Genomic DNA, 23,852 nt, shown 5'->3' on the forward strand with positions numbered 1-23,852 from the left:
TGATCTCGAACCTCTGTTTCATATTTATTCATCCAACTTCGAAGCGTTTTGCGGTCAACTCCAGCAGCTTGTGCTGTGCTCGCATATTTGTTCGTTTCTAACGCCATTCGGACATAACGTTTTTTTAAATCCTCAATGATTTCTGCTTCTCTTGGCATCTTATCACCACCTTTATCGATTGATTTTTTATTAAAATCATTCTACTCTTAATCGATTTAGGTGTCCAAAGGAATAAGGGGGCTTAAAAGAAAGAGTAAAGATTCGCCCCAAACACGCACTTTTTCGCCTTTATAGTAGTCGGTGGCCACTGATTAGTTATACATTATTCTAGCTTGGTAACACCATCCGACGAGTTACCGCAGTCCCAAATTTTTCAGAAAACAGATTTTTGTTTAAAGTAAGCTTAAACTTAGCTAGTAGACTTTTACTCCTCTAATTCAAGGAAATTTAGAGAAAAAATAGGCTATCCAGCATTCACCCATTTGTTAATTGTTGAATAAGAAAACATAGGGAGAAAAACCCGAAAACAAAAAAAGGTGAGGAGTGGGTTATTTGTTTTATCATGTAAAAGAACTTCAATACAGAGCAAAACCAGAGAGACCAGATGCGCTTTATGCCAAGAAATTACAAGAAATATTAGGGGGACAATTTGGTGAAATTTCTGTTGCCTTGCAATATTTATTTCAAGGTTGGGGAACACGAGGTGATGGAAAGTATAAAGATTTATTGATGGATACTGGTGCAGAGGAATTAGCACACGTTGAAATGCTAGCTACTATGATTGCCAGATTATTAGAAGATGCCCCTGTTGGCGATTTAGATGTGGCAGCTAAAGACCCTGTAATTGGTGCTGTTTTAGGCGGAATGAACCCTCAGCATGCAATTGTGTCAGGTCTGGGTGCAATGCCAGTAGATAGTGTTGGTAATCCTTGGACGGCGAGCTACATTAATGCAAGCGGAAATTTACTAGCAGATTTTCGAATGAATTTAACATATGAATCTCATGGTAGATTACAAGCGGTTCGTTTATATGAACAAACAACAGACCGCGGTGTTAAAGATATGCTTTCCTGGTTAATCGCACGTGACACGATGCACCAAAACCAATGGTTAGCAGCAATCGCAGAACTAGAAGCGAAGGAAAATGTGGTTGTACCAAGTACATTCCCGAGAGAGCTTGAAAAACAAGAAGTATCCTACACATTGTTCAACTACTCAGCGGGTAATGAGAGTGCAAAGGGCCGTTGGGCTTATGGAACAAGCATGGATGGTTGTGGTGTGTTTAATTATGTAGATAACCCAGTACCGTTCGGCAAAAAACCAAAACTTAAGCCAGCACCTCCATATATTCATGATACTCCACTTAGTGTATTGCGCACTTCCAACGTTCATCCAGACCCAGATATGAAATAGCAATAACAAACGGGTGTCCAAATTTAATGGACGCTCGTTTTTTCATTTCTTAGGAAATTATAAAATTGGTTTCTTGTAGACAATTAATTCCTAAGCTTTGCCACATCCAGCTCCGGCGCCTACCCGGAAATAAGCGGTTTGCTTATTTCAAATGCACCCGCCAGAGGTCTTAAATCAATCCTCTATGTTGCAAAGATGTAAAAAGGCGCCGAGGCTCGTCTTATTGCCCTAGGGTGAGTAAGGTGCCTGCGTCTCAATAAATTAGATTAAATAAGTCTTATTAATCCATAGGTTGAATACTATTAGACTAGGACGAGTAGTTAGATAGAGAGTTTTAACGGAATTAGTAATACCAAAGGTTTAAAATACTGATGCCCAATTAGGAGGGACTGCTTTGTTTAAACCATATAAAACAGCACCTTTTTTTGATGAAATGTTGAAATTAGATGGAACGCCAAGAACTCATTATTCTAAATTCCATCGAATTCTGAGTGATTTTAACGAAGAAGAACTAAAGAAAAAGCATGAAACTGCTCAACTATCTTTTTTAAGGCAAGGAATTACTTTCACTGTTTATAACAAAAACGAGAGTAAAGAGCAGATAATGCCTTTTGACTTTGTGCCAATCATTATTCCGGACGAGGAATGGAGAAAAGTGGAAAGAGGTATGATTCAAAGGACTGAGGCTTTAAATTTATTTTTAGAGGATATTTATCGGGAACAGAATATAGTAAAAGATGGGATTGTTCCAAAAGAATTAGTAGAGGGAAATCCATATTTTTACTACAAACAAGTCCAAGGTATTGATATTCCTTTGAAAAACCACATTTTTCTGGCTGGTATTGATTTAATCAAAGATGAAAACGGTCAATACCTTGTCCTAGAGGATAATTTGCGCAATCCATCGGGGATGTCCTATGTCTATCAAAACCGTTACGTAATGCGTCAAGTATATCCTGAATTTTTTTCGAAGCATTCGCTGTTCACTTTAGAGCATCAGATCTCCTACTTACATGATGCAGTCTTAGCACATAGACCTCCAACACTTAAAAAAGGGACTGACCCTAGAGCTGTATTGCTGACTCCCGGTATATTTAATTCCGCTTACTACGACCATGTTTTTTTAGCGCAACAAATGGGGTTAGAGTTAGTTGAAGGGCGGGATTTACTTGTCAGAAATGATAAGGTGTACATGAAAACTATCAAAGGTTTAGAGCAGGTGGATATTATCTATCGAAGGATCGATGATGATTTTCTTGATCCTAAAGCATTTAATGAAGAATCAACATTAGGTGTTCCAGATTTACTCCAAGCTTACAGAAAAGGAAATGTTTCTATTTTAAATGGTATAGGAAATGGTGTGGCAGATGATAAAGCAACTTATGCATATGTCCCAGATATTATTCGGTACTACTTAGATGAGGAACCAATAATTCCTAATGTTGAGACATATCGACTAAGGGATAAGGAACAAAGGGAATGGGTTCTTGATCACCTAGATCAATTAGTAATTAAAAATGTAGGTGCTTCAGGTGGCTATGATATGTTGATTGGACCACATGCTTCAGCAGAAGAAATCGAAATTTTTCGGCAAAAAATATTGGAAGCGCCTCATCAATATATTGCTCAACCAACTATTAAGCTATCCCGTGCTCCGGCTTATCAAGGTGACCAATTTTATCCTTGTCATGTTGACCTCCGTGTTTTTGTTATGAGAGGAAATGAAACGTACGTTCTTCCAGGTGGGCTATCACGTGTAGCATTAAAACAAGGTTCACTGGTAGTTAATTCTTCTCAAGGCGGCGGAGGGAAAGATACATGGGTATTAAAAGGAAAGGGAAGTGATACTTAATGCTTAGTAGGGTTGCAGATTGTTTATTCTGGATGTCACGTAACATTGAACGAGCAGAAAATAACGCAAGAATACTGAGTGTCCAATTAATTCAAATTTTAGAAGCTTCAGACGAAGAGATATTAGCAAATCATGATTGGGAAGTTGTGATTGAAATATGCGGTTCTTTGTCAGAATTTAAACAGACAGGGCGTTCCCTTACACAAGAAAGAGATATTATCGATTACTTGTTGTTTTCTACTGAAAATGAAAATTCGATTACAAATTGTGTTTGGGCAGCTAGAGAAAATGCCAAAACAACAAGAGATCACCTTCCAGACGATTTATGGGAAATATGGAATGACTTTTGTTTATCTTTTCGCGATTTTAATACAAGCGATTGGACAAAAGATGACATACAAAAATTATTAAAGCAAATTAAACTGACTGCATTAACTGTCCAGGGGATTGTGGAATCGTCGATGCCTCGGGGTGGTGTTGCCTATCGATTTATTAAGATTGGAAAGTGGCTTGAACGGGCCGAAAAAACAACGCGAATATTAAATGTAGTATGCAATAACACAGTTTCAGCAGAGACTAAATATAATTACCATGGTCAATATTATTATTATTGGAGGTCAGCTTTACAGCTCGTTAACGGATATGAAGCCTATTTAAAACAAAACCCACCTCAGATGAATCCAAAAGCAGTGCTTACTTTTCTAATTTCAAATAAGGAGTTTCCTCGGTCGATACTGTATTGTATCAACCATGTAAGACAAGCGGTTTATGAAATGGAAGGCGGTAAAGTTTCTCACTATTCGTGGAAAATGTATGCATCACTTGATCAATTGGCGGAAGAGTTTAATCAAGTGAAAATCAATGATTTAGAATTAAAGGAATTAAGTGCATTCTTAGATAATTTTCAGAATAGATGTAACGAAATTGGAATTATTTTTTCGAAAACATACTATTTGATTGAGCCCGATATAGACTTTAAAACGAATACTAAACAAACTTTTCAAAGCCAACAACAAAATACGGAGAGTAGATCAAGCATGAAATACCAAATTATTCACACAAATCGTTTTGATTATGAATCACCTGTTAACCAGAGTATGAACACGATAAGACTGAAACCGAGGACAGATGAGTGTCAGAGGTTGCTATCCTATCGAAATGAGATTCAACCTTCTTCTCTAACAAAAGAACATTTGGATTTGTGGGGAAACCATGTGGAGACATTTTTCATCCCTGAACAACACAACCATTTAGAAGTAACCACAACTTCTATCGTCAGTATTCAAAAAAGTCCGTTTATCCACCGGGTAGAATACTCGCCGGAAATGAAAGCCATCTTTCATTCCGATTTGTTTCATAATCATTATTTATCTTTCTTAAATGAAACGGAGTACACGTATCTCAAACCAGGACAAATAGAGGAGGTAATTAATGAAGTCGGTGAGATAGAGAATCCAGTCCAATTTTCAATTGCTATCATGCAGTATTTACATGAAAGATTTAACTACAATGGAGACGCTACACATGTAAATACAAAAGCATATGAATCCTTTGAACTTAAAAATGGTGTATGTCAGGATATTACTCATGTGATGCTTGGAATTGTTCGAGCCAAAAATATACCAGCTCGCTATGTGAGTGGTTACTTATATGTAGGTGACAATTCTGCTTTGGTTGGTGATTCTGCAACACACGCATGGGTAGAGATAATGGTGCCGGGAATCGGCTGGGTAGGACTTGATCCTACTAATAATGTCGAAGCGTTGGAAAATCACATCCGTGTTGGTACTGGCCGAGATTATGCAGATGTTAGTCCACTACAGGGTGTTTACCGAGGTGGAGGTCATACACTTGATGTTCGTGTTACGGTTACTTTAATAGATCAATAAAATACATGACTGACTTCTTGTTCTTGCTTAGGAAATTATAAATTTGGTTTCGTGTGGATAATTAATTTCTAAGTTAACCACATCCAGCTACCGCCTGAGGTCTTAAGTCAATCCTCTATGCCTGCTAAGAACTTAGGCGCCGAGGCTCGTCTTATTCCCTAGGGTGAGCATGTTGCCTGCACTTTAGTTGTTGTAAAACTTAAAACATTTTTAAGGGTAGCGACACTAAAAGGCTCCTTGATTTCAATTATAGAAATAAGAATGTGGGAGGAGGGAGCAAGTGAAACCTATTTTAATTATAGATCCAGGGCATGGCGGTGCTGATCCAGGAGGGGGTTCTAATCAGTACTGGATAGAAAAGGATATGAATTTAAAAATTTCTATCTATCAATATCGTCGCTTTCAGCAGTTGAATTTTCCAGTTGCGATAACTAGATCTAACGATACAACCCTTACCAATGAAAAACGAACGAAGATAGTACGTGACAGTGGAGCTGCTTACTGTATTTCTAATCACATTAACGCAGGAGGTGGAGATGGAGGAGAGATTATTCACTCCATCTATAGTAATGGGAAATTAGCAAAAGTACTTGCTGGAAAATTACAAAAAAGCGGGCAAAATGTGAGACGAATATTTACTAGAACTCTTCCTTCTGGTATAGGACAAGACTATTATTTTATGATACGAGAAACTGGTAAAGTACAAACCAACATTATCGAGTATGGATTTGCAGATTCAGAAATGGATGATATCAAACAACTAAGAAATCATTGGCAGGATTATGCTGAAGCAGTCGTACTTGGGATCTGTCAATATTGTGGATATAGTTACTTCGCACCAAGAGGTAGAGCATCTGTAATCAATCAAACTAAAACCTTTCAATCCATGAAAGACCAACAATTTATTGGTAAGCGTGTGGAAAGTAAAGTAGACGGATTAAGGTTTTATAATAAACCATCATGGGGTGATAATGCTTTAGTTAATACAATTAATAAAGGAATTGGCTTTCCGAAAATTTTAGCACGGGTCAGAGTAGGGGAAGGATTTCAATATCAAGTAGAAAACTCCAATGGTCAACTATTTTATCTTACCGCAAATGAAAAATTCGTTCGTATTACTTAGTGGTTAGTAGGCTGTTTCTCGAACTTGGAACAGTCTTTTTATTTTTTGAGAAATTATAAAATGAACTGCTATAGATAATTCATTCTTAATTTTGCCACGTCCAGATCCGGCTCCTTCTCATTTGTTCCTTGTAAGAGACTAAACTTATATGTTTTAAAGTTTAAGTCGATGGGAAAAAGAGAATAAGGCATTTCTAAATCAAAATCTGTTATAATTTACTAGAGATATTTTGTAGATATCTTTAAAAATTAGAAAAGCGTCAATTGCCATTGCGAGGAGAGATACAAATGAACAGCCAATATACAATGGAATGGAACTTAGATTCACTGTTTTCTGGAGGAAGCAGTTCTAAAGAATTACATAATTATATATCTGAACTCAAAAAAAATATGGATGTGTTATTAAGTGCTGTAAACAAGTTTATTATTCCTGAACATTCTAATGATTCCAAGGATTTGGAAGATGTTATCCAATTACTAGAGAAAGCAACTAAACAATTGAGTGAGTTTTCCTCCTTTGTGAGCTGCTTATCCGCTCAGGACGTTGGTGACAAAGAAGCTAAGCTACTAGTAGGTAAAAGAAGTCAACTTTCATCATTATATGCTACCACCATATCTAAATTTGATCAGAAATTGGTCCAAATTGAAGAAAATGTTTGGGAACACCTAATAGAACAACAAACACTCATCGCGTTTAAGTTTGTACTTAATGAAAGAAGGAAATTAGCAAAGGAAAAACTTCCAATAGAGCAAGAAATCCTACTAAATGACCTATCCGTTGATGGCTATCATGCTTGGGGAGAGATGTATGATACTATTGTCGGCAAGATGAGCGTGGAACTAACTAATGGTGATGAGTCTGAGCATCTTTCTGTAGGACAGGCAGCTAATCGATTAAGTGATCCAAGCCGTTTGAAACGTAAAGAAGCATTTACAGAATTAGAGAAAGAGTGGAAGAAGAACTCAGAGCTATTTGCTGAAACAATTAATCATTTGGCTGGATTTCGTCTACAAACCTATAACCATCGCGGCTGGGCTCACGTGCTCAAAGAGCCACTCGATTATAACCGGATGAGTGATGAGACGTTACATGCAATGTGGGAAGCAATAGCTAATAATAAAACCCCTTTTGTATCTTATTTAAAAAGAAAGGCGGAACTACTTGGTTTAGAGAAACTAAGTTGGTTTGATTTAGAGGCTCCAATTGCTACTTCCACTAAAACAATTAACTTTGATGAAGCTGCCAGGACGATTATTGAACAGTTTAGTCGATTTAGTACAAATATGGCTGAGTTTGCTCAAACTGCTTTTGATAAAGGGTGGATCGAAGCGGAAGATAGAGCAGGCAAACGACCGGGTGGATTTTGTACTAGCTTTCCAGATAGCGGTGAAACTAGAATATTTATGACTTATTCTGGTACAGCATCCAATGTCGCGACATTAGCTCATGAACTCGGTCATGGATATCATCAGCATGTAATGGATGAATTAAGTGTGTTGAATCAGGACTATGCTATGAATGTAGCGGAAACAGCTTCAACCTTAGCTGAAATGGTTATTGCCGATGCAGCTGTACGAAATGCGACAACTCAAGATGAGAAAATATCGTTACTCGAAGAAAAAATCCAGCGTAGCGTAGCATTTTTTATGAATATACATTCACGTTTTCTTTTTGAAAATAAGTTTTACCTAGAACGTCGAAACGGAATTGTTTCAGCTGAGAGACTAAGTGAGTTAATGGTTGAAGCACAAAAAGAAGCATACTGTAATGAACTTGAATCTTATGATCCAACGTTCTGGGCGTCCAAGTTGCATTTTCATATTACAGATGTTCCATTTTACAATTTCCCATATACGTTTGGTTATCTATTTAGTCTAGGAATTTATGCGAATGCAGTTGAATCAGATGGAAACTTTGAAGAGTCATATAAAGAATTATTAAGGGACACTGGAATTATGACTGTTGAAGATTTGGCTAAAAAACATCTAAATGTAGATCTTGGAGGATTAGATTTCTGGGAAAAAGGCATTGAGTTATGTATTGCTGATGTCGAGGAATTTTTGCGGTTAACGGAAAATAAAATTAGATAAAAACTTTAGAAATTTAAGAGGTTTTCCCAAGCTTGGGAAAACCTCTTTTAAAAGTGGCTAATAAATTAGTGTTGATTACTTTTTTTGGTTTTCAGGAATTCTCTTTTTAATTCATCTGGAGATGATTTTACGTTAAAAGTGAATACACCTTGGTTAGTATGCAAGTATAATAAACAATAATTAGATGATGTGAGTAGCTTATAAGAAACATCAAGCACTTCATCTAGATAAAATTGATGCATAGGTGTTGTTATTCGGTCTATATAGAGGTTAATGTATTTTTCTGATTCAAAATAAAACTGTTGGTTATTACTTATTTCACGATTTACTATGAAAAACGGTTGAGAATATACAATATTCAAACTTGAACCTCCCTGCATGAATACCTCTAAATTATGACACATAATTAGATGATGCTCAACTTGTGTTACTTCGAAGAATTTTGAAGCGCGAGAATATGGTTGTGTTAACTTTTCAGTATAAACAAATCAATTTCATAAAACCTATTTACTACTATATCTCAAATAAAAAAAATCATCCTAAAATTATTTTATGGTACGTATTTCACTACTTGCTGAATAGTATAAAGCAGAGGTGATTCGTGTGAAGAATATATTGCTAGTTGCAATTGACGATTCAGAGCAATCTCTATTAGCTATAGATTATGCTGTAAAATTAGCGCGTACATCAGGCTATACAATTGAATTATTTCATGTTCAACAGAGAGTAAATACACATTATGCAAATAAAAAAATTGGTAAGAAACAGCTACAGGAATATAAAAAAGAAGAAGCAATTAAAGTGCTTAATAAGGGTAGGAACCGAGTTGGAAAAAATATCGATTTAAAAGTGAAATGGCGTCTAGGAATTACATCACAAGAAATATGTAATGAAGCAAAGAATATTCAGGCACTTGGTATCATTATGGGAACAACAAGTATGAAGAAAGTAAAAGGAAGACTACTAGGTAGCACGTGTTATAGTGTAATAAAAAATGCTCCGTGCCCAGTGACAGTTGTGTCTTAACAAGGAATGAGTATAGTCTTTCTATATTGCTTATTTAGCGAGTTTTAAGTTATAATATCTATTAGCAATCAAAGTATAGAAGTGAAGCCTTCAGGGGGAGCCATTATGGCTGAGAGTGAACATTTGTTCAGACCCTTTGAACCTGTTAGTTAATTCTAGCGTAGGGATGGTGGCTTTTCTGGTGTCCGGTATGCAATAAAGCATATTTTCCATCAGGAAGCTTCCCCTTGGCATTGCTTTTTTTATTGCCAAAATTCGAGGGGAGGAAATTTAAAGTGAATTCGAAACGAACATTATTTCTAATTGAGGTAGCAATTTTTACAGCTTTAGCGTTAGTACTTGATCTTTTGCCATTTTTATCGTTTAAATTATGGGCACAGGGTGGTTCGATTTCATTTGCAATGATTCCAGTCTTTATTGTCGCTTTTCGTTGGGGACTTAAGGGTGGTTTAGTATCCGGTTTTTTATTTGGAGTGTTACAAGTTGCTTTAGGAACAGCTTGGATTATGCATCCTGTTCAAGGCTTTATTGATTATGGATTGGCATTTACTGTTTTAGGGTTTGCTGGGTTATTTGCTAATAAAGTCAAACAAAATGTAAAAGATGGAAACACTTCTGGATTTATTTCAGCTATCACGTTAGGCGTATTATTAGCATGTACATTACGTTTCGCGGCACATTTTATTGCTGGAATTGTGTTCTTCGATTCACTAATCGACGGTATGAATGTTTGGGTTTACTCATTAGTATATAACGGTTCTTATTTAATACCATCATTTATTATCAATACCATTGTTGTTGGTTTCTTGTTTAATAAACGCCCTAAACTTATTACAGCGACTAATTAAATAGTTTTAGTGTATTATTATAACGATAAAAAATCCTTTCGTCTTTGACGAGAGGATTTTTTTTATGTATAGGAAATTACAAAATGGATTACTCTGTCGGTAATTGGTTACTAAGTTAGCCACATCCAGCTCCAGCGCTTACCCGGAAATAAGCGGTTTGCTTATTTCGAATGCCCCTTGCGCTTTTGTTCTATGGAGTGACTTCTTGCGTCATGCGTTTGCTTACCACGTCACCATTAAATCCGTTTTGCATAGGCTATTATCACAGTTAATAAATAACTGAATAAGGAGGCAATGTGACGTGGAATTAACAATTTCCCACTGGATATATGGATTGTTTACATTGTTAATTATTATCACGATGGTATTTCGCAAGGGCGTGGTTCTTCCTACTTTACTTGGAACATTTGTAGTTGCTTGGATATATCAAGGAAATGTTATTGATGGTTTTACTGCAGTTTTTAATGCAAATCTAGTAGCTGCTAAAGAATTGTTCAATATCTTCTTAATTATTACATTTATGGTTGCTTTATTACATTCACTAAAAGATTTAGGTGCTGATAAGCGGATGATACAGCCTATTGAAAAGTTTATGGTTAATGGGCATGTAGCTTACTTTGTTTTAATTGGCGTAACCTATCTTATTTCATTATTCTTTTGGCCAACTCCAGCAGTACCACTAATTTGTGCACTATTAGTTCCTGCTGCTATTCGCGCAGGTTTACCAGCAATGGTAGCGGCTATGGCGGTTGCCCTTGCAGGTCAAGGGATGGCTTTATCATCTGACTATGTTATTCAAGTTGCTCCAGGATTATCTGCTAAATCCGCAGGTGTAGAGACCTCTGTTTTGTCAGATCAAGCACTAGTTTTATCATTAATTACTGGAGGAATCGCAATAGCATTGGCGTATTTTTTCAATAGAAAATCTATACGTCAAAAAAATGATCCTCAAATTGAAAAAGAATTAGCAACTATGCAAGGATTAAAAGAAGAAAGTCACAAGAAATCAGAAACTAAAAATTTATCGCTTTGGAGTAAAATTTTCGCGGTTTTAGTACCAGTTTCGATGTTAGCGGTCATGATTTACATGGTCTCAACTAAATTGTCTGCAGGTCGAATGGGTGGATTTGAAGGTGGAGATGGTGCGGCATTTATTGGTGGGGTAGCAATTGTTTTACTACTACTTTCAACCTTCGTATTTGGTAAGCATCGTGCACTTGATTATATTAGTGAACACATTGTCGATGGTTTCACTTTTGCCTTTAAAGCGATGGGACCAGTTATCCCTATTGCTGGTTTCTTTTTCTTAGGTAGCTCAGATTTTGCAGGTGGCATCTTACCTATCGGTGAAGAAAATCCACCGGCGTTATTATTCGATCTTGTACAATCAACACAAGAATTTTTACCGCAAAGCGCCTTTTTAGCAGCTTTTAGTATATTGATCATTGGTATTATTACTGGTTTAGATGGATCCGGATTTTCCGGTTTGCCACTCACGGGTGCGTTATCTGGTGCGCTTGCTGATGGATCTATTGACGCAACAACACTTGCTGCAATTGGTCAAATGGGATCGATTTGGACTGGAGGAGGCACGATTATCGCATGGTCCTCGCTGGTGGCTGTTGCTGGTTTCTGTGGAGTTCCTGTAATGGAACTAGTTAGGAAAAACTTTGGTCCTGTTATGATTGGTTTAGTAGCATCAACACTGTTAGCTTTATTTTTATTCTAGAATTCACTAAAATGCCCCCAAAAAATAAGCTGAGTGCTCCACCGGGGTAATCAGCTTATTTTCTGTTGCTATCATTTGTATCAATTATTTAGAAGAACGCTTTGAATATGATACGATATATTTTACAGTTGTTGGCTTTAAACATACATACCAACAAGATAAATTTGATGAGAGGATGATAACTAGTGAAGGCATTTATTCATGTTGGAAAAGAGCTGAAATATGCTGAAATAAAAGAGCCATCTGTAAGTGTAGGGCAAGTGAAAATTAAATTGAAGGTTGCAGGATTAAATCACAGAGATATAAATATTCCAAAAAGACGCGGGGAATCTACCGAAGCACTTGTGTTAGGTTCAGATGGTGCTGGAATTATTGAAGAAATAGGAGAGGGTGTAAATAACTTTCATGTTGGAGACGAGGTTATACTAAATCCTGGGATCGGTTGGCATCAAAATAGTGATGCACCGCCAGAGGGTTTTCAAATAGTAGGAATGCCAGATGATGGTACATTTGCAGAAAAAATAATTACTTCAGTAGAACATATTGAAAAGAAGCCTTCGTATTTAACTTGGGAAGAGGCAGGCGTACTGGCATTACCAGCTTTAACTGGTTACCGAGCTTTATTTACAAAAGCTAAGGTGAAAGCTTCAGATACCGTATTTATTCCTGGTGCTGGTAGCGGTGTTGCGACCTTTTTAATTCAGTTTGCCAAAGCAACTGGGGCAAGGGTCATTGTTACATCAAGAAGTAAGGAAAAAAGAGATCGAGCAAAAGAAATAGGTGCAGATATTGCTCTTGATACCAATAGCGATTGGGAAATAGAATTGAAAAATGAACAAATTGATATTGTAATCGACAGTATTGGTAAAGCAACATTTAATCGGTCATTAGCCGTCCTCAAAAAGGGAGGAAAGCTTGTAACTTTCGGTGCCACTACTGAGGATGAGATTACGATTAATATTCGTCAGTTTTTCTATGGACAATATCAATTGCTTGGATCGACAATGGGAAGCAGAGAAGAGTTAAGAGAGATGCTAGCATTTATTGAGAGTCATTCTATTCATCCAGTAGTGGGTAAAGTATTTAGTCTAGAAAATACGCAAGCAGCTTTTGATTATTTAGGTGATGCAAAGCAATTTGGAAAAATAGCTATTAGCATTCAATAGTTTAAATTAAATCCAGTATTTTTAACTGTTGGGTTAAGTCAATCTTGTAGATAGATGGTTAGCTTATCTACCGCCGTTTGTAACTTTTGACTGTTTTTTGAGTACATTTTTTTTGCTGCTTGATTTTCAGTCGAAAGTGCAAATAGTTCTAAATCAGCTTGGCACTTCTTCATTGTTGCCAAAAGCAGTGGCTTCTCTTGTGGTGAAGGTACTTGTAGCTTGTCGTCAAATAAATCTACGTTTAATTGACCATAAGAGTCCACTTGTGCCAAGTAAACATTTTCAACACTAACACCGAGCTTATCTAATTCTGTTTCGAGCCAATTCAAACTCAGTCCAACTGTCGACAGTGGTTCATAAAGGACTTCACCATCCATAATTACCGCTTGTGGTTCTTTTATTGGAGCAACCTTAATAGCTAAGTCCTTCGGTGTTAGTGGCTGATTTTCTTTTTTTGGTAATACACTTAAGTCACCATCAGCCTCTAGAACAGCAAATTCAACATCAGCAGCTTGAAAAACGTTTTTCGCTCTTAATTTTTCTAACAGGTCATCAGAACTAAAACGTTCTTTTTTTAAATTATCTTCCATTATTTTTCCGTCTTTAATAAAGATCGTACCTTTTCCCTCAACTAAATCTCGGACTGGTTTGCTTTTTAGAGCTAATAAACCAAGAAGAACGGGTATTAGAAACCAAATACTCAAGCTTAAAAGGCCATGGGCAAAGGAGATTCCAAGACCAATGGAAACGTTCGCTGCAATAACAGCTACAACGATTCCTGAGATGAATTCAAATACACTTAACTGCCCTAATTGCCGTTTTCCAAATAGTTTAGAAACAACGAAAACAATAATCACTAATCCAACTGATCTTATTATAACTTCTACCCATTCCGGCATTTTTAAAAAGCTCCTGACATTTGAAGGTTAGTTAAAATCCTTTATATTGTTCTTCTTCGCGTTCTAATTCTCCGACTCGTTTTTGTAAATCGATACAAACTTCATCCATTATCATCATGGTTTCGTGAAATACTCGTTTCGCTTCCTCATTTTGCGAACGCATAGATAAGCTAGATAAACTTGATTGTAGACTTTTTATACTTGATAAACTTGTTTTCACTTGGGATCCGATTGTCATTGTATCTTCTCCTTGTTATCCTTTTGGTTTAAAAAATATAGCTCCAATCGTACCAAAAATAATTGCTGCAGAAATACCTGAACTGGTTACTTGAAACATTCCTGTGATAACACCAATAATTCCATGTTTTTCTGCTTGTTCCATTGCGCCAATCACAAGTTGATTTCCAAAACTTGTAATCGGTACTGTTGCTCCAGCACCAGCAAAATCAACTAATTTTTCATACCAACCTAGGCCGCTTAATACAGCTCCACTTACAACTAAAGTGGTTAGGGTATGTCCAGGAGTTAGTTTAAATACATCAAACATAATTTGACCAATTACACAAATTAATCCTCCGACAACAAAAGCCCAAAAGAATACCATCTTAAGCACCTCCATTTTCTATCGAAACAGCATGTGCAATGCAGGGAATCGTTTCTTTTTGTTGAGAAGAAAGAGGAGAGAGTAATGCGCCTGTTGCCACTACCAGTATGCGATTTAGTTCTCCTTTTTTCATTCTGTTTAAAAAATGACCATAGGCTACCACTGCTGAACATGCGGCACCACTGGCACCAGCTAGCACAGGCTGTCCCTCGCGGTAAATAGTTAAGCCGCAGTCAACAAATTGATCCTCGTTGATCGTAGTGCCGTGCTTTTTAAATAAATCAATGGCTACCTCACGGCCAACATGAGCCAAGTCGCCAGTTATAATTAGATCATAATACGTGGCATCAACACCACGTTCTTTAAAATGCGCTTCAATTGTATCTACTGCCGCTGGTGCCATTGCACCACCCATATTGAAAGGGTCTGACATACCCATATCAACGATTTTGCCAATTGTAGCAGAAGTAACCTTTGGCCCATCTCCTTGATTACTAAGAAGGGCCACACCACCTCCTGTAACTGTCCACTGAGAAGTAGCGGGTTTTTGACCACCATACTCAGTTGGATAACGAAACTGCTTTTCAACAGCTGCATTGTGACTAGAAGCACCAGTTAAGACATAATTCGCTCCTTTACTGTTTACTATTAGTGCACTTAAAGCTAATCCTTCCATAGATGTGGAACAAGCGCTAAATAATCCTAAATATGGCGCACCTAATTGTGATGCTGAGAAGCTAGTAGGGGTAATTTGGTTGATAAGATCTCCAGCTAAAAAAAATTGGATCTGTTCTTTTTGTACGCCGGCTTTTTCGATAGCTTTTTGACAGGCTTCATCGAGTAATATCTTATGTGCTTTTTCAAATGAATCTTGTCCGATCCACATATCGGAGTGTAATAAATCAAAATCTTCAGGAATACTTCCATCTGCTTCAAATGGTCCGCCAACAGTACCTGTTGAAATGATTACCGGTTTATTTTCAAAAATCCATGTACGATGTCCTGCTAACATTTATAATCCACCCCATTGTATTAAAATCGTTTTAATTAACGCGACGATAAATGCCGAGAAAACACCAAATACAATAACTGGACCAGCAAGTTTAAAGATATTTCCACCTACACCTAATACAAATCCTTCCGTACGATGTTCTATGGCTGCCGAAATAACAGCATTACCAAATCCGGTAACGGGTACGGCTGAACCAGCTCCAGCAAATTGTGCCAGCCGGTCATACACTCCAAAACCAGTTAAGAGCATTGTGATAAAAATTAATGTGGCAACGGTTGGATTGCCGACGTTTTGTTCGGTGAATTTAAAGAAATACATATAAAAAGTAGATATTAACTGGCCAATCACGCAAATGATACCTCCGACTAAAAATGCTTTGATACAATTTTTTAAAAGAGGGCGTTTAACTACTTCTCGATTGTTTGCAAATTGCTGATATTCTTGCTGAGTTGGAGTTAGTTTTTTTTTCTTATTGTTCGACATTTTTATACCTCACTTGTTACGCTTCATCATTCAATAGTTTTTCAAGTTCATCAAACTTTTTAGTTAATTTTTCTCTTTTGATGTTGTTATTTTGAACCTGCTTTTCTAATTCATCTAACTCGAAAAATAGCTTTTGATCAGAAGAAACTTCAACTTTCTTGTTAGAGTATTTTTTTTGTAATTCTTTTTTTATTTCTTTTCCAATATCCTGTTCATTGAATTGTTCTAGTTGTGCTATCTCAACAGCTATAAATAGTCGAGTAGCTGTGTTTACACCTCTGACACCTGTAACGTTGTCTTTATTTAATACAAATTCTTTAGCATCATTAGAGAGTGATTGATCTACTTGAGAAGTTTTACTAATCTTTGTAATATTATTATCTAAATCATCACTAACAATTCGTTTATCTTCCTCGGTATTACAACCAGCTAGAACAAAAAATGAAAAAGCGAGGCTTATAATTACTGGAATCTTAAATTTATTCACTGTTATCACCTTTATTTTTAAAGTATGAAAAAGGGTAGATTGAATCCACCTTCATAAATACCCGGTGCAGCAAGTAACTGCTGACACCGAGTGTGATTTTTAAAATTGGAGGTCAAATGGTGCCTCTATTCTTGTTTATATTGCGGTTCTTCATTTTCTATTTCTAGTACTCGTGGTTCTAAAGATTGAACTACAGTTTCAGTTTGTTGCGCAGCATTTTGGTACATTTGCTTTGCTTGTTCATTTTGGGTTTGAAGCGCAAATGTTTCCAAACTAGCTTGTGCACTTTTTAGACCTGCCACAGCTTGCTTTACTTGGCTAGATACAGTCATTCGAATTCCTCCTTAACGATTAATTAACCATCAAAATGAATTGGTTAGTCACAACGCATTCAAGGGTATATATTTATATTGCAACTCTTAAATGTTATTTATTCGTGTTTTACTTTTTTTAGGAATACGAATTAAAGACATTACATTTAAGTAGTAATAAGTATTTATGTAGTAAAATACGGATGACTTGAGCAACAAAAAGGGTAGTCTAGAGATCGTCAAACTTAGTTATAACTGTAAATAATAGTATAAAATTTCCAAATTTAGTGAAACCTTTTGCCGTACCTATTCGTCTATATTATATATAGATACATAATAGCGTGAGGAGGGGATAAAAATGAAAAAAATTATTATTCTAATATTACTTATAGTATTGACAATCTCCGGAACAATTTACTGGTTAAATGAGACATCAAGCGCTAAATTGATTGAAACTTATAAAATTAGAGAGCAAAAGGATGACTTCATTGTACATATAAGAGTTGAAAGAAATGGGGACGGTTTTCAAATACTTCGATCCCTCCAATATATAGGTAGCGAAACAATTACTATCGATCATCGAACCCCGTTAACTTCAGTATCGATTAATCAAGAGAACCATGACTTTACGGGTAGTCACGTGACTAAAACACTTGAACCGAATTACATATATCATCCTCAAGAACCGGAAAGCTATTCTCCTCTTGAGAAAGGTAGTTATAATTTGTATATTCACAGTCAATTTTTTGTAGATGGTGAACCATTCAATGTTTATAGTGAACAAGAGATAGTGTTTCATTAAAACAAAAAAGTAAGCTTCTCATCATGAGAAACTTACTTTTTTGTTATTTAACTTTACATAGAGTTCTGTTGTTTATTTTTACATACCTTCAATGAATAACTTTTGATTTTTAGTAGTTTTATCTATGCTCTCATACCATTTAATTAAATTTTCTTCGGTTGGTGTTTTTAATCGCGGGGTGGAAATTGTTATCGAATGATCTTGATTCCAATTAGCATCCATAATCGGAACTTTATAGTTGTTGGCGAATTTTTCTTGTGAATTCGTTGAAACCGATAGAGTTTCCCAACTATCTAAATCAATAACAAGTAAGTTATCTTTTTGTAGTATTAGATTGCCTTCCTCATTTATTCTTCTGAATACCATTAATAACTTATTGTTATCATCAGAAATAGCAAATTTAAGAATTTTTGATAAATCGGCCAATAAGAATGAACGTCCTTCATCCTTTTGATCTAATAGTAGATAAGAGCAATTATCATTGTAGCAAGAGAATTGAAGTAAATATAGAGTGTCATACTCAGGTAACTTTACGGGTGTTAGTATCATTTTATCGATTTGTTCTTGCCTGTTACTTGCGCCTGTTAAATATTCGTTTAAAATTTCTATCCCATCCAAATTTATCGTAACTTGCTCGTTTGGTAAGTTGAATTCCAACACCATTTGTACTTTTTCTTCATTATTCTCCTTAATTTCGTTTTCTACTAATTCGGGTTTAGGATTAGCTTCCTCAGATACCACATCCTTTTTTGTAATAGCAGGTGAAACATCAGAACTACATGCGAAGAGGAAAAAAAACAATAAGAAAAATGAACTAGTTTTCATTTTAACACCCCTGATAAAAGATATAATTATTATACAGGACTTTAAAAAATAAGTCATTTGTTCCCGTTATGTTAGTGAAAAATACTAACATCTTGTTAAAAAGAATTATCTGCAACTCTTATATTTTATCACCGCGATCTGTTTCGTGATGCTCTCCATTTTTTATGTAATCATTATCAATCTGGGCTTTTTCTTCTATTGTAAAATCACCATCATTAAACTTATTTTCACCTTTTCTCTCAAGGATTACAGCAATAGTAATAATAACGAAAATTAAAACAATGAATATCAACCAAATCATTTTAGTAACACTCCTTTTAATTAGAATTCTTATCTACTATTCACTAATATGTTAAATCGTATGATGGTAATTGATTTGTAATAGTAAAAATAAACAAGTATTAATGATAAAAACTTAATTATTTCTGTTAGAATAGAAGTAGAAATAGAAATATGAATAATCATTCAAATTACTGTTGGAAGTAGAAATTAACGTTATACAATTATGGAGGCATGCTTAATGAAAACATTCAAACTTATTTCACTTGATGTGTTAGAAGATATTAAAAGTGATATAGTGTCCCACAATATCCCCCTTTTAGATGGCTTGATTATTGATCGAGAGGATGAAAAGAGTCAATGGGTATTGGAGTGTTTACTTGATCAATCCTATTCTAAGTACTTTTCCAACATAAAAAAGAAAAATGATGCCATCATGTTGCAAGCTAAGATCACAAAGGAGACTAATAAACCTGCAACGTTTATGTCATCTATTATTGAGATTAACGATATAAAAGATCATGTTAGTATCCTGTTCTTAGGTAAAATAATTGACCTTAAAAAAGGCCAAATCGAACAAACACTTAAGGCTCTAATTGAAGAAGGTTATCAGGGCGATCAATTATTGAATGAATTTAAAGATAGAGTGTAGTTAAATTCTTAACTAGTTTTTGTAACTTCCAATGCGATGAAATAAGGAAGGGAAGATTCTATGAAAGAACGACATGTACAGAACAACGGTGTTAATATATATTATTTGTATCATGGTGATTTTAATTCCCATCATGTCCCGATAATTATTATTCCTGGTCTTGAAGCTGCTGAGAACTATATTAAATTTATGGAAAATTTGTATCCTCGTCCATCTATAACTATATCCTTACGAGGAAGAGGAAAGAGTAATACCCCAAAAGAGGGGTACACACTATATGACCATATACAAGACATTGAGACAGTAATAGCTAACCTGAATATAAATCGTTATATTATTTATGGTCATTCTTACGGCGTAAGCTATTTGATGGGGTATGCGTTAAGTAATTCAGACCAAATAGCCGGAATCATTGTTGGTGACTTTCCGGCTGTACATCGTGAACTTCCGGTAAAATGGTTGAATCAATTCAAACGAACGACAGTAAGTATTAATCGGGCAAAACAAAATAAATCTTTTTATAATTTTGTTAGCGCTTTCCAAAAGGACTCACACGAAGTAGTTTTTTGGGAAGCATTAAAAAGTTTTCATTTTCCTGTATTAGTTGTAATTGAAGACGGATTAACGAAACAGGACATTAGAAAATACGAATGGTATTTACCAAATTGCCAATCTTTAATTATTAAAGATGATAGCAATAAAATGTTAAATGATAAACAGGAATTTGTTATTAGTGTTCAAGCTTTTTGTTCAAATTTGGATAGTGTTCTTGATGATAAAGAGGGATAAACAAGTAAGAAGCAAACCCTCAAAAAACGTTATGAGGGTTTGCTTTTATAGGCCTTTAGGAGTACCAAGATTAGGCATAAAATGCTGCGCCAACAATGATGAGTAAGATGAAAAGTACTACGATTAAGGCGAAGGAATTGCCGCCACCATAACCTGTTCCAGCGCCGCAATATCCAGCGCCATATCCTTCAGCACCATAAGCTCCAGCACCATATCCAGCAGGTGCTCCATAAGGGGATCCGTATCCTAAGTGTGACATATACATACTCACCTCCTGAGTAAACTACATTAATACTATATGGCTCAAGTGATATTTGTGTATAGACGTTTACCTAGTTTATAGAAATCGATAGAAAAATAGGCATAGCGAGTATGGAGATTTTAAAATAAAATCTTACCTTAAGATAAATATTATGTAATTTTTTGGAAAAAGACTGTTTTTAATTTTTCATCTCATGTAAAATAGCAGTATAGGACTAAAGTAGCTTTTTAGGCAACTAAAGGAGTGGTGAGCATGAATTTAAAAATCCACCATATGCATGAAAATCAAATAGAATGGATTAAGCAGTTTGCCGGATTAATGACAGATTGCATTTTTCTTATGAAAGTATCTAAAGATCAAAACACCTCAACGTTCACCTACGAATTTATCAATGATGCAGGAATGGAGTTAGCTCGGTTAACACAAAAAAATATTGGAAAGACATTAATGGAATCTAATTCGAAAAGTCAAGCAGAGTATTTGGAAGAAAAATATCAAGATGTCTTAAAAACAAATCAGCTTGTTAATTACTCAGATAGTGTTGTATTGTCAAATGGACATTTTAAAGCTAAAAGCAGATTAATTCCTGTTCGAAATGATCAAAATGAAATAACTCATATATTATCAATCACGATTAACTTAACACATTTAGCATTACAATCGAATGATATCAAATATCTAAATAGACTATTCGCTTCTTTTGTTGAAAATGCAGAAGAAGGATTAGCTTTAGTTGATTTAAATGGAACATTTTTAATGGCAAATGAGTCATTTTATAAGTTGTTTAAGTATAAAAAAAGTGAAATTATCGATTACTCGTATCAGGAGTTTCAACCACAAATAAATATTAAAGAATACATAGATAACTTATCTAAAGGAAAAAGAGTTCTAAAAGAAGAAACTACATATCTAGATAAGTTTGGTCATTTAATTAACGTTACAGTAACATTTAACCCTATCGCTGACGAGTCTGGAAACTATGTCGCATTTGCGGGTATTTTTGAGAATATAACTGATAAATTAAAAACAAAACATGAACTCTCAGTTGCTCAAGAACGGTATCAGTTAATTGCTGAGTCAATGCAAGACTTAATAGAAATACTCGATATAGATGGACATATACGCTACGCTTCACCATCCCACGAATATATTTTGGGATATAGCTCTGATGAATTTATTAATAAGAGCAAATTTAACTTTATTCATAAAGATGACGTAGAGGAAATTAAGCATCAGTATAAAAAACTTCAAATTGAAAAGACAAGCTTACGTTTAGAGTTCCGAATGGTCAAGAAAACGAATAATATTATATGGGTGGAAGATAATATAGAGCCAATTATAGGTGGTGAAGGGGAAATTACGAGGGTAGTTGCATCAAGCCGTGATATAACGAAACGAAAGCTTGCGGAAGAGAAATTGAAACAACTTGCTTATACGGATTTTTTGACGTCACTTCCAAACAGAAGAATATTTGAAGAGGTTTCCCAAAAAGCAATGGACGAAGTAGATCGACAAGCACTAAATAGGATGGCAATTTTATATCTTGACGGAGATAAATTTAAAAAGGTAAATGATAAATACGGACATGATGTTGGGGATCAATTTTTAATAGCTGTTGCTGACCGTTTGAGAGAGATAGTAGGAGAGAAGGAGATTATTTCCAGAATAGGTGGAGATGAATTTGCTGTCTTGCTACCACAAATCACAGATGATCAAGAAATAGAGTTCATGGCAAATAGAATATTACAGAAGATGAAAGAAAAATTCTTTGTAGGAAAAGATTCCTTTCATTTGTCATTTAGTATAGGGAGTAGTATTTATCCAGATGATGGTGATGAAGTTCAAGCGATTATGAAAAATGCTGACAAAGCTCTTTATGAAGCAAAATGTCTGGGAAGAAATAGGTATGTACGATATAAAAATGAAAAAATAGTAGACGCACAACCCTAAAGGGTGTGCGTCTTTATTAATAATCAGGAAATTATAAAATGGACTGCTGAAGAAAATTAATTCCTAGTATAGCGATGCCAGCTCAAGCGAAATAACTCATAGATGAATTTACTTCGAAGTGGTTTTGCGATATTGTGCACTTCCTGTCTTAATACACTTTTGGTCTGTTGATTATTTTATCTTTAATTGCTTATTTTACTCCGAGGTGGATATGGCTGATTGCTCACTACCAATAATTTTTAGTTGACCGTTTTCATAACCTATTTGAAAAGAATACTGATGTTGTTCGTTTTTTACTTTTTGATTCGAGTTTCTAACCACTTTTTCTGCAATTAGATTTACTTTAATTTGATTAGTTTCTTCAATAAAGGAACTTTCCATTTCGATTATTTGTGTTTCTACCACATGAATATAGTTTTCTCGAAACGTTTGGTAGGAAGTCTTTGTTTGCCATTCACTACCTAAGAGTGCATAAGCATTGATATAGTCTCGTATTGATAAGCTTTCGAAAAAATATCCAATAATATATTCTGCATCTTCAACAAGTTGATCCGGATTAACCTGTTGAGCTTCTTCTGATAAACTATTGTAATCTAATTCTCGTTGTTCGGCTGCATCAGACCACTTTGTTACATCTTCCAACACGGCGGAAATAGGAATGCTAAAACCAATACCACCTTCTTCAATACCAGCAGAATTAATTGCAATTACTTTACCTGTTGAACGATCAATAAGGGGACCACCACTGTTTCCATTCGTAATATGTGCTGAAATTTGATAAACATTTTCATAATCAAACTCATCAATTGTGAACGATCTGTTTGTGCCAGAAATAATACCTAAGGTAACAGAGTTTTGAAATCCCAACGGGCTACCGACAGCAATTATTTCATCACCTATTTCGGCACGAAAGTTCGTGTCTATTACTGCAGGATTCTGATTAGCTAGTTGAGGAACTCGGATGACAGCAATGTCCTTATTATCACCAATTCCTACTAGTGCGGCTGTAAATATTTGCGCATCTGCAGTTTTCACATAAATTGAATTAGATTCTTTAACTACATGAGCGTTTGTAACAATATCTCCTTTATTATTAAAGACAAAGCCAGAACCGATTTTTTCACTGCTATTAGTAATCGCTTCAATTTGAACGACGTTTTTTTGAGATTCATGAATAATAGTTTTTAAATCCGTAGAAGTTTCTTCATTAGTAACTTGGTTGGCCAATGTGTTTTTTACTTCAAGTGGCTCACTTTGCCATTGATTATTTATAAATAAAATCGATACAACCCCAATTAATACTAGAAAAACTGTTAATAGTATCGGGAGGTAACTCTTTTTCTTATTCATCGTCTCACTCC

Annotated in this window: 26 protein-coding genes and 1 riboswitch; of the genes, 13 read left to right on the forward strand and 13 right to left on the reverse strand. The window is 35.4% G+C overall.

What is annotated here, in order from left to right; genetic code table 11:
- A partial coding sequence (locus LD272_RS21530; RefSeq protein WP_226034999.1) for a helix-turn-helix domain-containing protein occupies positions 1–158 on the reverse strand: 158 nt, incomplete at its 3' end.
- A 394-nt stretch (positions 159–552) separates the two neighbouring features.
- Here LD272_RS21530 and LD272_RS00010 point away from each other — a divergent pair.
- The 5 genes from LD272_RS00010 to LD272_RS00030 all read left to right on the forward strand — a co-directional run bounded on the left by LD272_RS00010 (position 553) and on the right by LD272_RS00030 (position 8,367).
- Positions 553–1,413, forward strand: coding sequence for a manganese catalase (locus LD272_RS00010; RefSeq protein WP_226034529.1), 861 nt, complete (start codon positions 553–555; stop codon positions 1,411–1,413).
- A 394-nt stretch (positions 1,414–1,807) separates the two neighbouring features.
- Entirely contained in the window at positions 1,808–3,265 is a 1,458-nt protein-coding gene (locus LD272_RS00015) for a circularly permuted type 2 ATP-grasp protein (protein ID WP_226034530.1), read from the forward strand.
- The gene (locus LD272_RS00020) at positions 3,265–5,154 is read left to right on the forward strand and encodes an alpha-E domain-containing protein (protein ID WP_226034531.1); all 1,890 of its coding nucleotides are present in this window, start codon (positions 3,265–3,267) and stop codon (positions 5,152–5,154) included. Before LD272_RS00015 ends, LD272_RS00020 begins: the two co-directional genes overlap by 1 nt.
- A 280-nt stretch (positions 5,155–5,434) precedes the next feature.
- Positions 5,435–6,277, forward strand: coding sequence for an N-acetylmuramoyl-L-alanine amidase family protein (locus LD272_RS00025; RefSeq protein ID WP_226034532.1), 843 nt, complete (start codon positions 5,435–5,437; stop codon positions 6,275–6,277).
- Positions 6,278–6,564: 287 nt separating this feature from the next.
- A complete protein-coding gene (locus LD272_RS00030) occupies positions 6,565–8,367 on the forward strand; it encodes a M3 family oligoendopeptidase (RefSeq protein WP_226034533.1) in 1,803 nt (600 codons plus the stop codon).
- A gap of 65 nt (positions 8,368–8,432) precedes the next feature.
- Here the strand turns inward: LD272_RS00030 and LD272_RS00035 are convergent, their stop codons facing one another.
- The gene (locus tag LD272_RS00035; RefSeq protein ID WP_226034534.1) at positions 8,433–8,729 is read right to left on the reverse strand and encodes a S1 RNA-binding domain-containing protein; all 297 of its coding nucleotides are present in this window, start codon (positions 8,727–8,729) and stop codon (positions 8,433–8,435) included.
- Between the two features lie 241 nt (positions 8,730–8,970).
- On the opposite strand from LD272_RS00035, the gene LD272_RS00040 reads away from it, so the two are divergent.
- From LD272_RS00040 to LD272_RS00055, 4 genes are all read left to right on the forward strand, one after another.
- Positions 8,971–9,393 (forward strand): universal stress protein, encoded by a 423-nt coding sequence (locus LD272_RS00040; RefSeq protein WP_226034535.1) that lies wholly within the window; start codon positions 8,971–8,973, stop codon positions 9,391–9,393.
- An 83-nt stretch (positions 9,394–9,476) separates the two neighbouring features.
- A riboswitch (TPP riboswitch) is annotated at positions 9,477–9,577 on the forward strand.
- A gap of 91 nt (positions 9,578–9,668) precedes the next feature.
- On the forward strand, positions 9,669–10,241 hold the full coding sequence (gene thiT / locus LD272_RS00045) for an energy-coupled thiamine transporter ThiT (protein ID WP_226034536.1): 573 nt from the start codon (positions 9,669–9,671) through the stop codon (positions 10,239–10,241).
- A gap of 301 nt (positions 10,242–10,542) precedes the next feature.
- On the forward strand, positions 10,543–11,970 hold the full coding sequence (locus LD272_RS00050; RefSeq protein ID WP_226034537.1) for a hypothetical protein: 1,428 nt from the start codon (positions 10,543–10,545) through the stop codon (positions 11,968–11,970).
- Positions 11,971–12,155: 185 nt separating this feature from the next.
- Complete coding sequence (locus LD272_RS00055; protein ID WP_226034538.1) at positions 12,156–13,136, forward strand: zinc-binding dehydrogenase; 981 nt, start codon at positions 12,156–12,158, stop codon at positions 13,134–13,136.
- Positions 13,137–13,174: 38 nt separating this feature from the next.
- Here the strand turns inward: LD272_RS00055 and LD272_RS00060 are convergent, their stop codons facing one another.
- The 7 genes from LD272_RS00060 to LD272_RS00090 all read right to left on the reverse strand — a co-directional run bounded on the left by LD272_RS00060 (position 13,175) and on the right by LD272_RS00090 (position 16,953).
- Entirely contained in the window at positions 13,175–14,035 is an 861-nt protein-coding gene (locus LD272_RS00060; protein WP_226034539.1) for a DUF421 domain-containing protein, read from the reverse strand.
- Positions 14,036–14,066: 31 nt separating this feature from the next.
- Positions 14,067–14,273: a DUF1657 domain-containing protein gene (locus LD272_RS00065; protein ID WP_226034540.1), complete on the reverse strand. Its 207-nt coding sequence runs from the start codon at positions 14,271–14,273 to the stop codon at positions 14,067–14,069.
- A 15-nt stretch (positions 14,274–14,288) separates the two neighbouring features.
- Positions 14,289–14,639 carry a stage V sporulation protein AE gene (gene spoVAE / locus LD272_RS00070; protein WP_226034541.1) on the reverse strand — a complete coding sequence of 117 codons (351 nt, stop codon included), beginning with the start codon at positions 14,637–14,639 and terminating at the stop codon, positions 14,289–14,291.
- 1 nt (position 14,640) lies between these two features.
- The gene (gene spoVAD / locus LD272_RS00075; protein ID WP_226034542.1) at positions 14,641–15,651 is read right to left on the reverse strand and encodes a stage V sporulation protein AD; all 1,011 of its coding nucleotides are present in this window, start codon (positions 15,649–15,651) and stop codon (positions 14,641–14,643) included.
- Positions 15,652–16,134, reverse strand: a complete 483-nt coding sequence (spoVAC, locus tag LD272_RS00080; RefSeq protein WP_226034543.1) for a stage V sporulation protein AC — start codon at positions 16,132–16,134, stop codon at positions 15,652–15,654.
- A gap of 16 nt (positions 16,135–16,150) precedes the next feature.
- Positions 16,151–16,621: a dynein light chain family protein gene (locus tag LD272_RS00085; protein WP_226034544.1), complete on the reverse strand. Its 471-nt coding sequence runs from the start codon at positions 16,619–16,621 to the stop codon at positions 16,151–16,153.
- 125 nt (positions 16,622–16,746) lie between these two features.
- Positions 16,747–16,953 carry a DUF1657 domain-containing protein gene (locus LD272_RS00090; protein ID WP_226034545.1) on the reverse strand — a complete coding sequence of 69 codons (207 nt, stop codon included), beginning with the start codon at positions 16,951–16,953 and terminating at the stop codon, positions 16,747–16,749.
- Between the two features lie 337 nt (positions 16,954–17,290).
- Here LD272_RS00090 and LD272_RS00095 point away from each other — a divergent pair, with 337 nt between their 5' ends.
- Positions 17,291–17,734, forward strand: coding sequence for a hypothetical protein (locus LD272_RS00095; RefSeq protein WP_226034546.1), 444 nt, complete (start codon positions 17,291–17,293; stop codon positions 17,732–17,734).
- 78 nt (positions 17,735–17,812) lie between these two features.
- Here LD272_RS00095 and LD272_RS00100 read toward each other — a convergent pair whose 3' ends face one another.
- Together LD272_RS00100 and LD272_RS00105 are read right to left on the reverse strand one after the other, a co-directional pair.
- Positions 17,813–18,559 (reverse strand): hypothetical protein, encoded by a 747-nt coding sequence (locus LD272_RS00100; RefSeq protein ID WP_226034547.1) that lies wholly within the window; start codon positions 18,557–18,559, stop codon positions 17,813–17,815.
- A 118-nt stretch (positions 18,560–18,677) separates the two neighbouring features.
- Positions 18,678–18,860, reverse strand: a complete 183-nt coding sequence (locus LD272_RS00105; protein WP_226034548.1) for a hypothetical protein — start codon at positions 18,858–18,860, stop codon at positions 18,678–18,680.
- Positions 18,861–19,079: 219 nt separating this feature from the next.
- On the opposite strand from LD272_RS00105, the gene LD272_RS00110 reads away from it, so the two are divergent.
- Positions 19,080–19,490 (forward strand): YwpF family protein, encoded by a 411-nt coding sequence (locus LD272_RS00110; protein ID WP_226034549.1) that lies wholly within the window; start codon positions 19,080–19,082, stop codon positions 19,488–19,490.
- A 60-nt stretch (positions 19,491–19,550) separates the two neighbouring features.
- Positions 19,551–20,279 carry an alpha/beta fold hydrolase gene (locus tag LD272_RS00115; RefSeq protein WP_226034550.1) on the forward strand — a complete coding sequence of 243 codons (729 nt, stop codon included), beginning with the start codon at positions 19,551–19,553 and terminating at the stop codon, positions 20,277–20,279.
- Between the two features lie 70 nt (positions 20,280–20,349).
- Here LD272_RS00115 and LD272_RS00120 read toward each other — a convergent pair whose 3' ends face one another.
- Complete coding sequence (locus tag LD272_RS00120) at positions 20,350–20,538, reverse strand: YjcZ family sporulation protein (protein WP_226035000.1); 189 nt, start codon at positions 20,536–20,538, stop codon at positions 20,350–20,352.
- Positions 20,539–20,793: 255 nt separating this feature from the next.
- On the opposite strand from LD272_RS00120, the gene LD272_RS00125 reads away from it, so the two are divergent.
- On the forward strand, positions 20,794–22,491 hold the full coding sequence (locus LD272_RS00125; RefSeq protein WP_226034551.1) for a sensor domain-containing protein: 1,698 nt from the start codon (positions 20,794–20,796) through the stop codon (positions 22,489–22,491).
- Positions 22,492–22,686: 195 nt separating this feature from the next.
- On the opposite strand, the gene LD272_RS00130 is transcribed toward LD272_RS00125, so the two are convergent.
- Positions 22,687–23,841 carry a S1C family serine protease gene (locus LD272_RS00130; protein WP_226034552.1) on the reverse strand — a complete coding sequence of 385 codons (1,155 nt, stop codon included), beginning with the start codon at positions 23,839–23,841 and terminating at the stop codon, positions 22,687–22,689.
- Between the last annotated feature and the right edge of the window lie 11 nt (positions 23,842–23,852).

This window comes from Aquibacillus saliphilus (genome assembly GCF_020404745.1).
In the GTDB taxonomy this organism is placed as follows: domain Bacteria; phylum Bacillota; class Bacilli; order Bacillales; family Amphibacillaceae; genus Aquibacillus; species Aquibacillus saliphilus.

Bases quoted from the DNA above. Each gene is read 5' to 3' on its own strand.
- spoVAD (WP_226034542.1), bottom strand. From the start codon at position 15,651: ATGTTAGCAGGACATCGTACATGGATTTTTGAAAATAAACCGGTAATC.
- LD272_RS00110 (WP_226034549.1), top strand. From the start codon at position 19,080: ATGAAAACATTCAAACTTATTTCACTTGATGTGTTAGAAGATATTAAA.
- spoVAC (WP_226034543.1), bottom strand. From the start codon at position 16,134: ATGTCGAACAATAAGAAAAAAAAACTAACTCCAACTCAGCAAGAATAT.
- LD272_RS00125 (WP_226034551.1), top strand. From the start codon at position 20,794: ATGAATTTAAAAATCCACCATATGCATGAAAATCAAATAGAATGGATT.
- LD272_RS00100 (WP_226034547.1), bottom strand. From the start codon at position 18,559: ATGAAAACTAGTTCATTTTTCTTATTGTTTTTTTTCCTCTTCGCATGT.
- LD272_RS00115 (WP_226034550.1), top strand. From the start codon at position 19,551: ATGAAAGAACGACATGTACAGAACAACGGTGTTAATATATATTATTTG.
- spoVAE (WP_226034541.1), bottom strand. From the start codon at position 14,639: ATGGTATTCTTTTGGGCTTTTGTTGTCGGAGGATTAATTTGTGTAATT.
- LD272_RS00060 (WP_226034539.1), bottom strand. From the start codon at position 14,035: ATGCCGGAATGGGTAGAAGTTATAATAAGATCAGTTGGATTAGTGATT.
- LD272_RS00120 (WP_226035000.1), bottom strand. From the start codon at position 20,538: ATGTCACACTTAGGATACGGATCCCCTTATGGAGCACCTGCTGGATAT.
- LD272_RS00105 (WP_226034548.1), bottom strand. From the start codon at position 18,860: ATGATTTGGTTGATATTCATTGTTTTAATTTTCGTTATTATTACTATT.
- LD272_RS00030 (WP_226034533.1), top strand. From the start codon at position 6,565: ATGAACAGCCAATATACAATGGAATGGAACTTAGATTCACTGTTTTCT.
- LD272_RS00095 (WP_226034546.1), top strand. From the start codon at position 17,291: ATGAAAAAAATTATTATTCTAATATTACTTATAGTATTGACAATCTCC.
- LD272_RS00020 (WP_226034531.1), top strand. From the start codon at position 3,265: ATGCTTAGTAGGGTTGCAGATTGTTTATTCTGGATGTCACGTAACATT.
- LD272_RS00130 (WP_226034552.1), bottom strand. From the start codon at position 23,841: ATGAATAAGAAAAAGAGTTACCTCCCGATACTATTAACAGTTTTTCTA.
- LD272_RS00090 (WP_226034545.1), bottom strand. From the start codon at position 16,953: ATGACTGTATCTAGCCAAGTAAAGCAAGCTGTGGCAGGTCTAAAAAGT.
- LD272_RS00065 (WP_226034540.1), bottom strand. From the start codon at position 14,273: ATGACAATCGGATCCCAAGTGAAAACAAGTTTATCAAGTATAAAAAGT.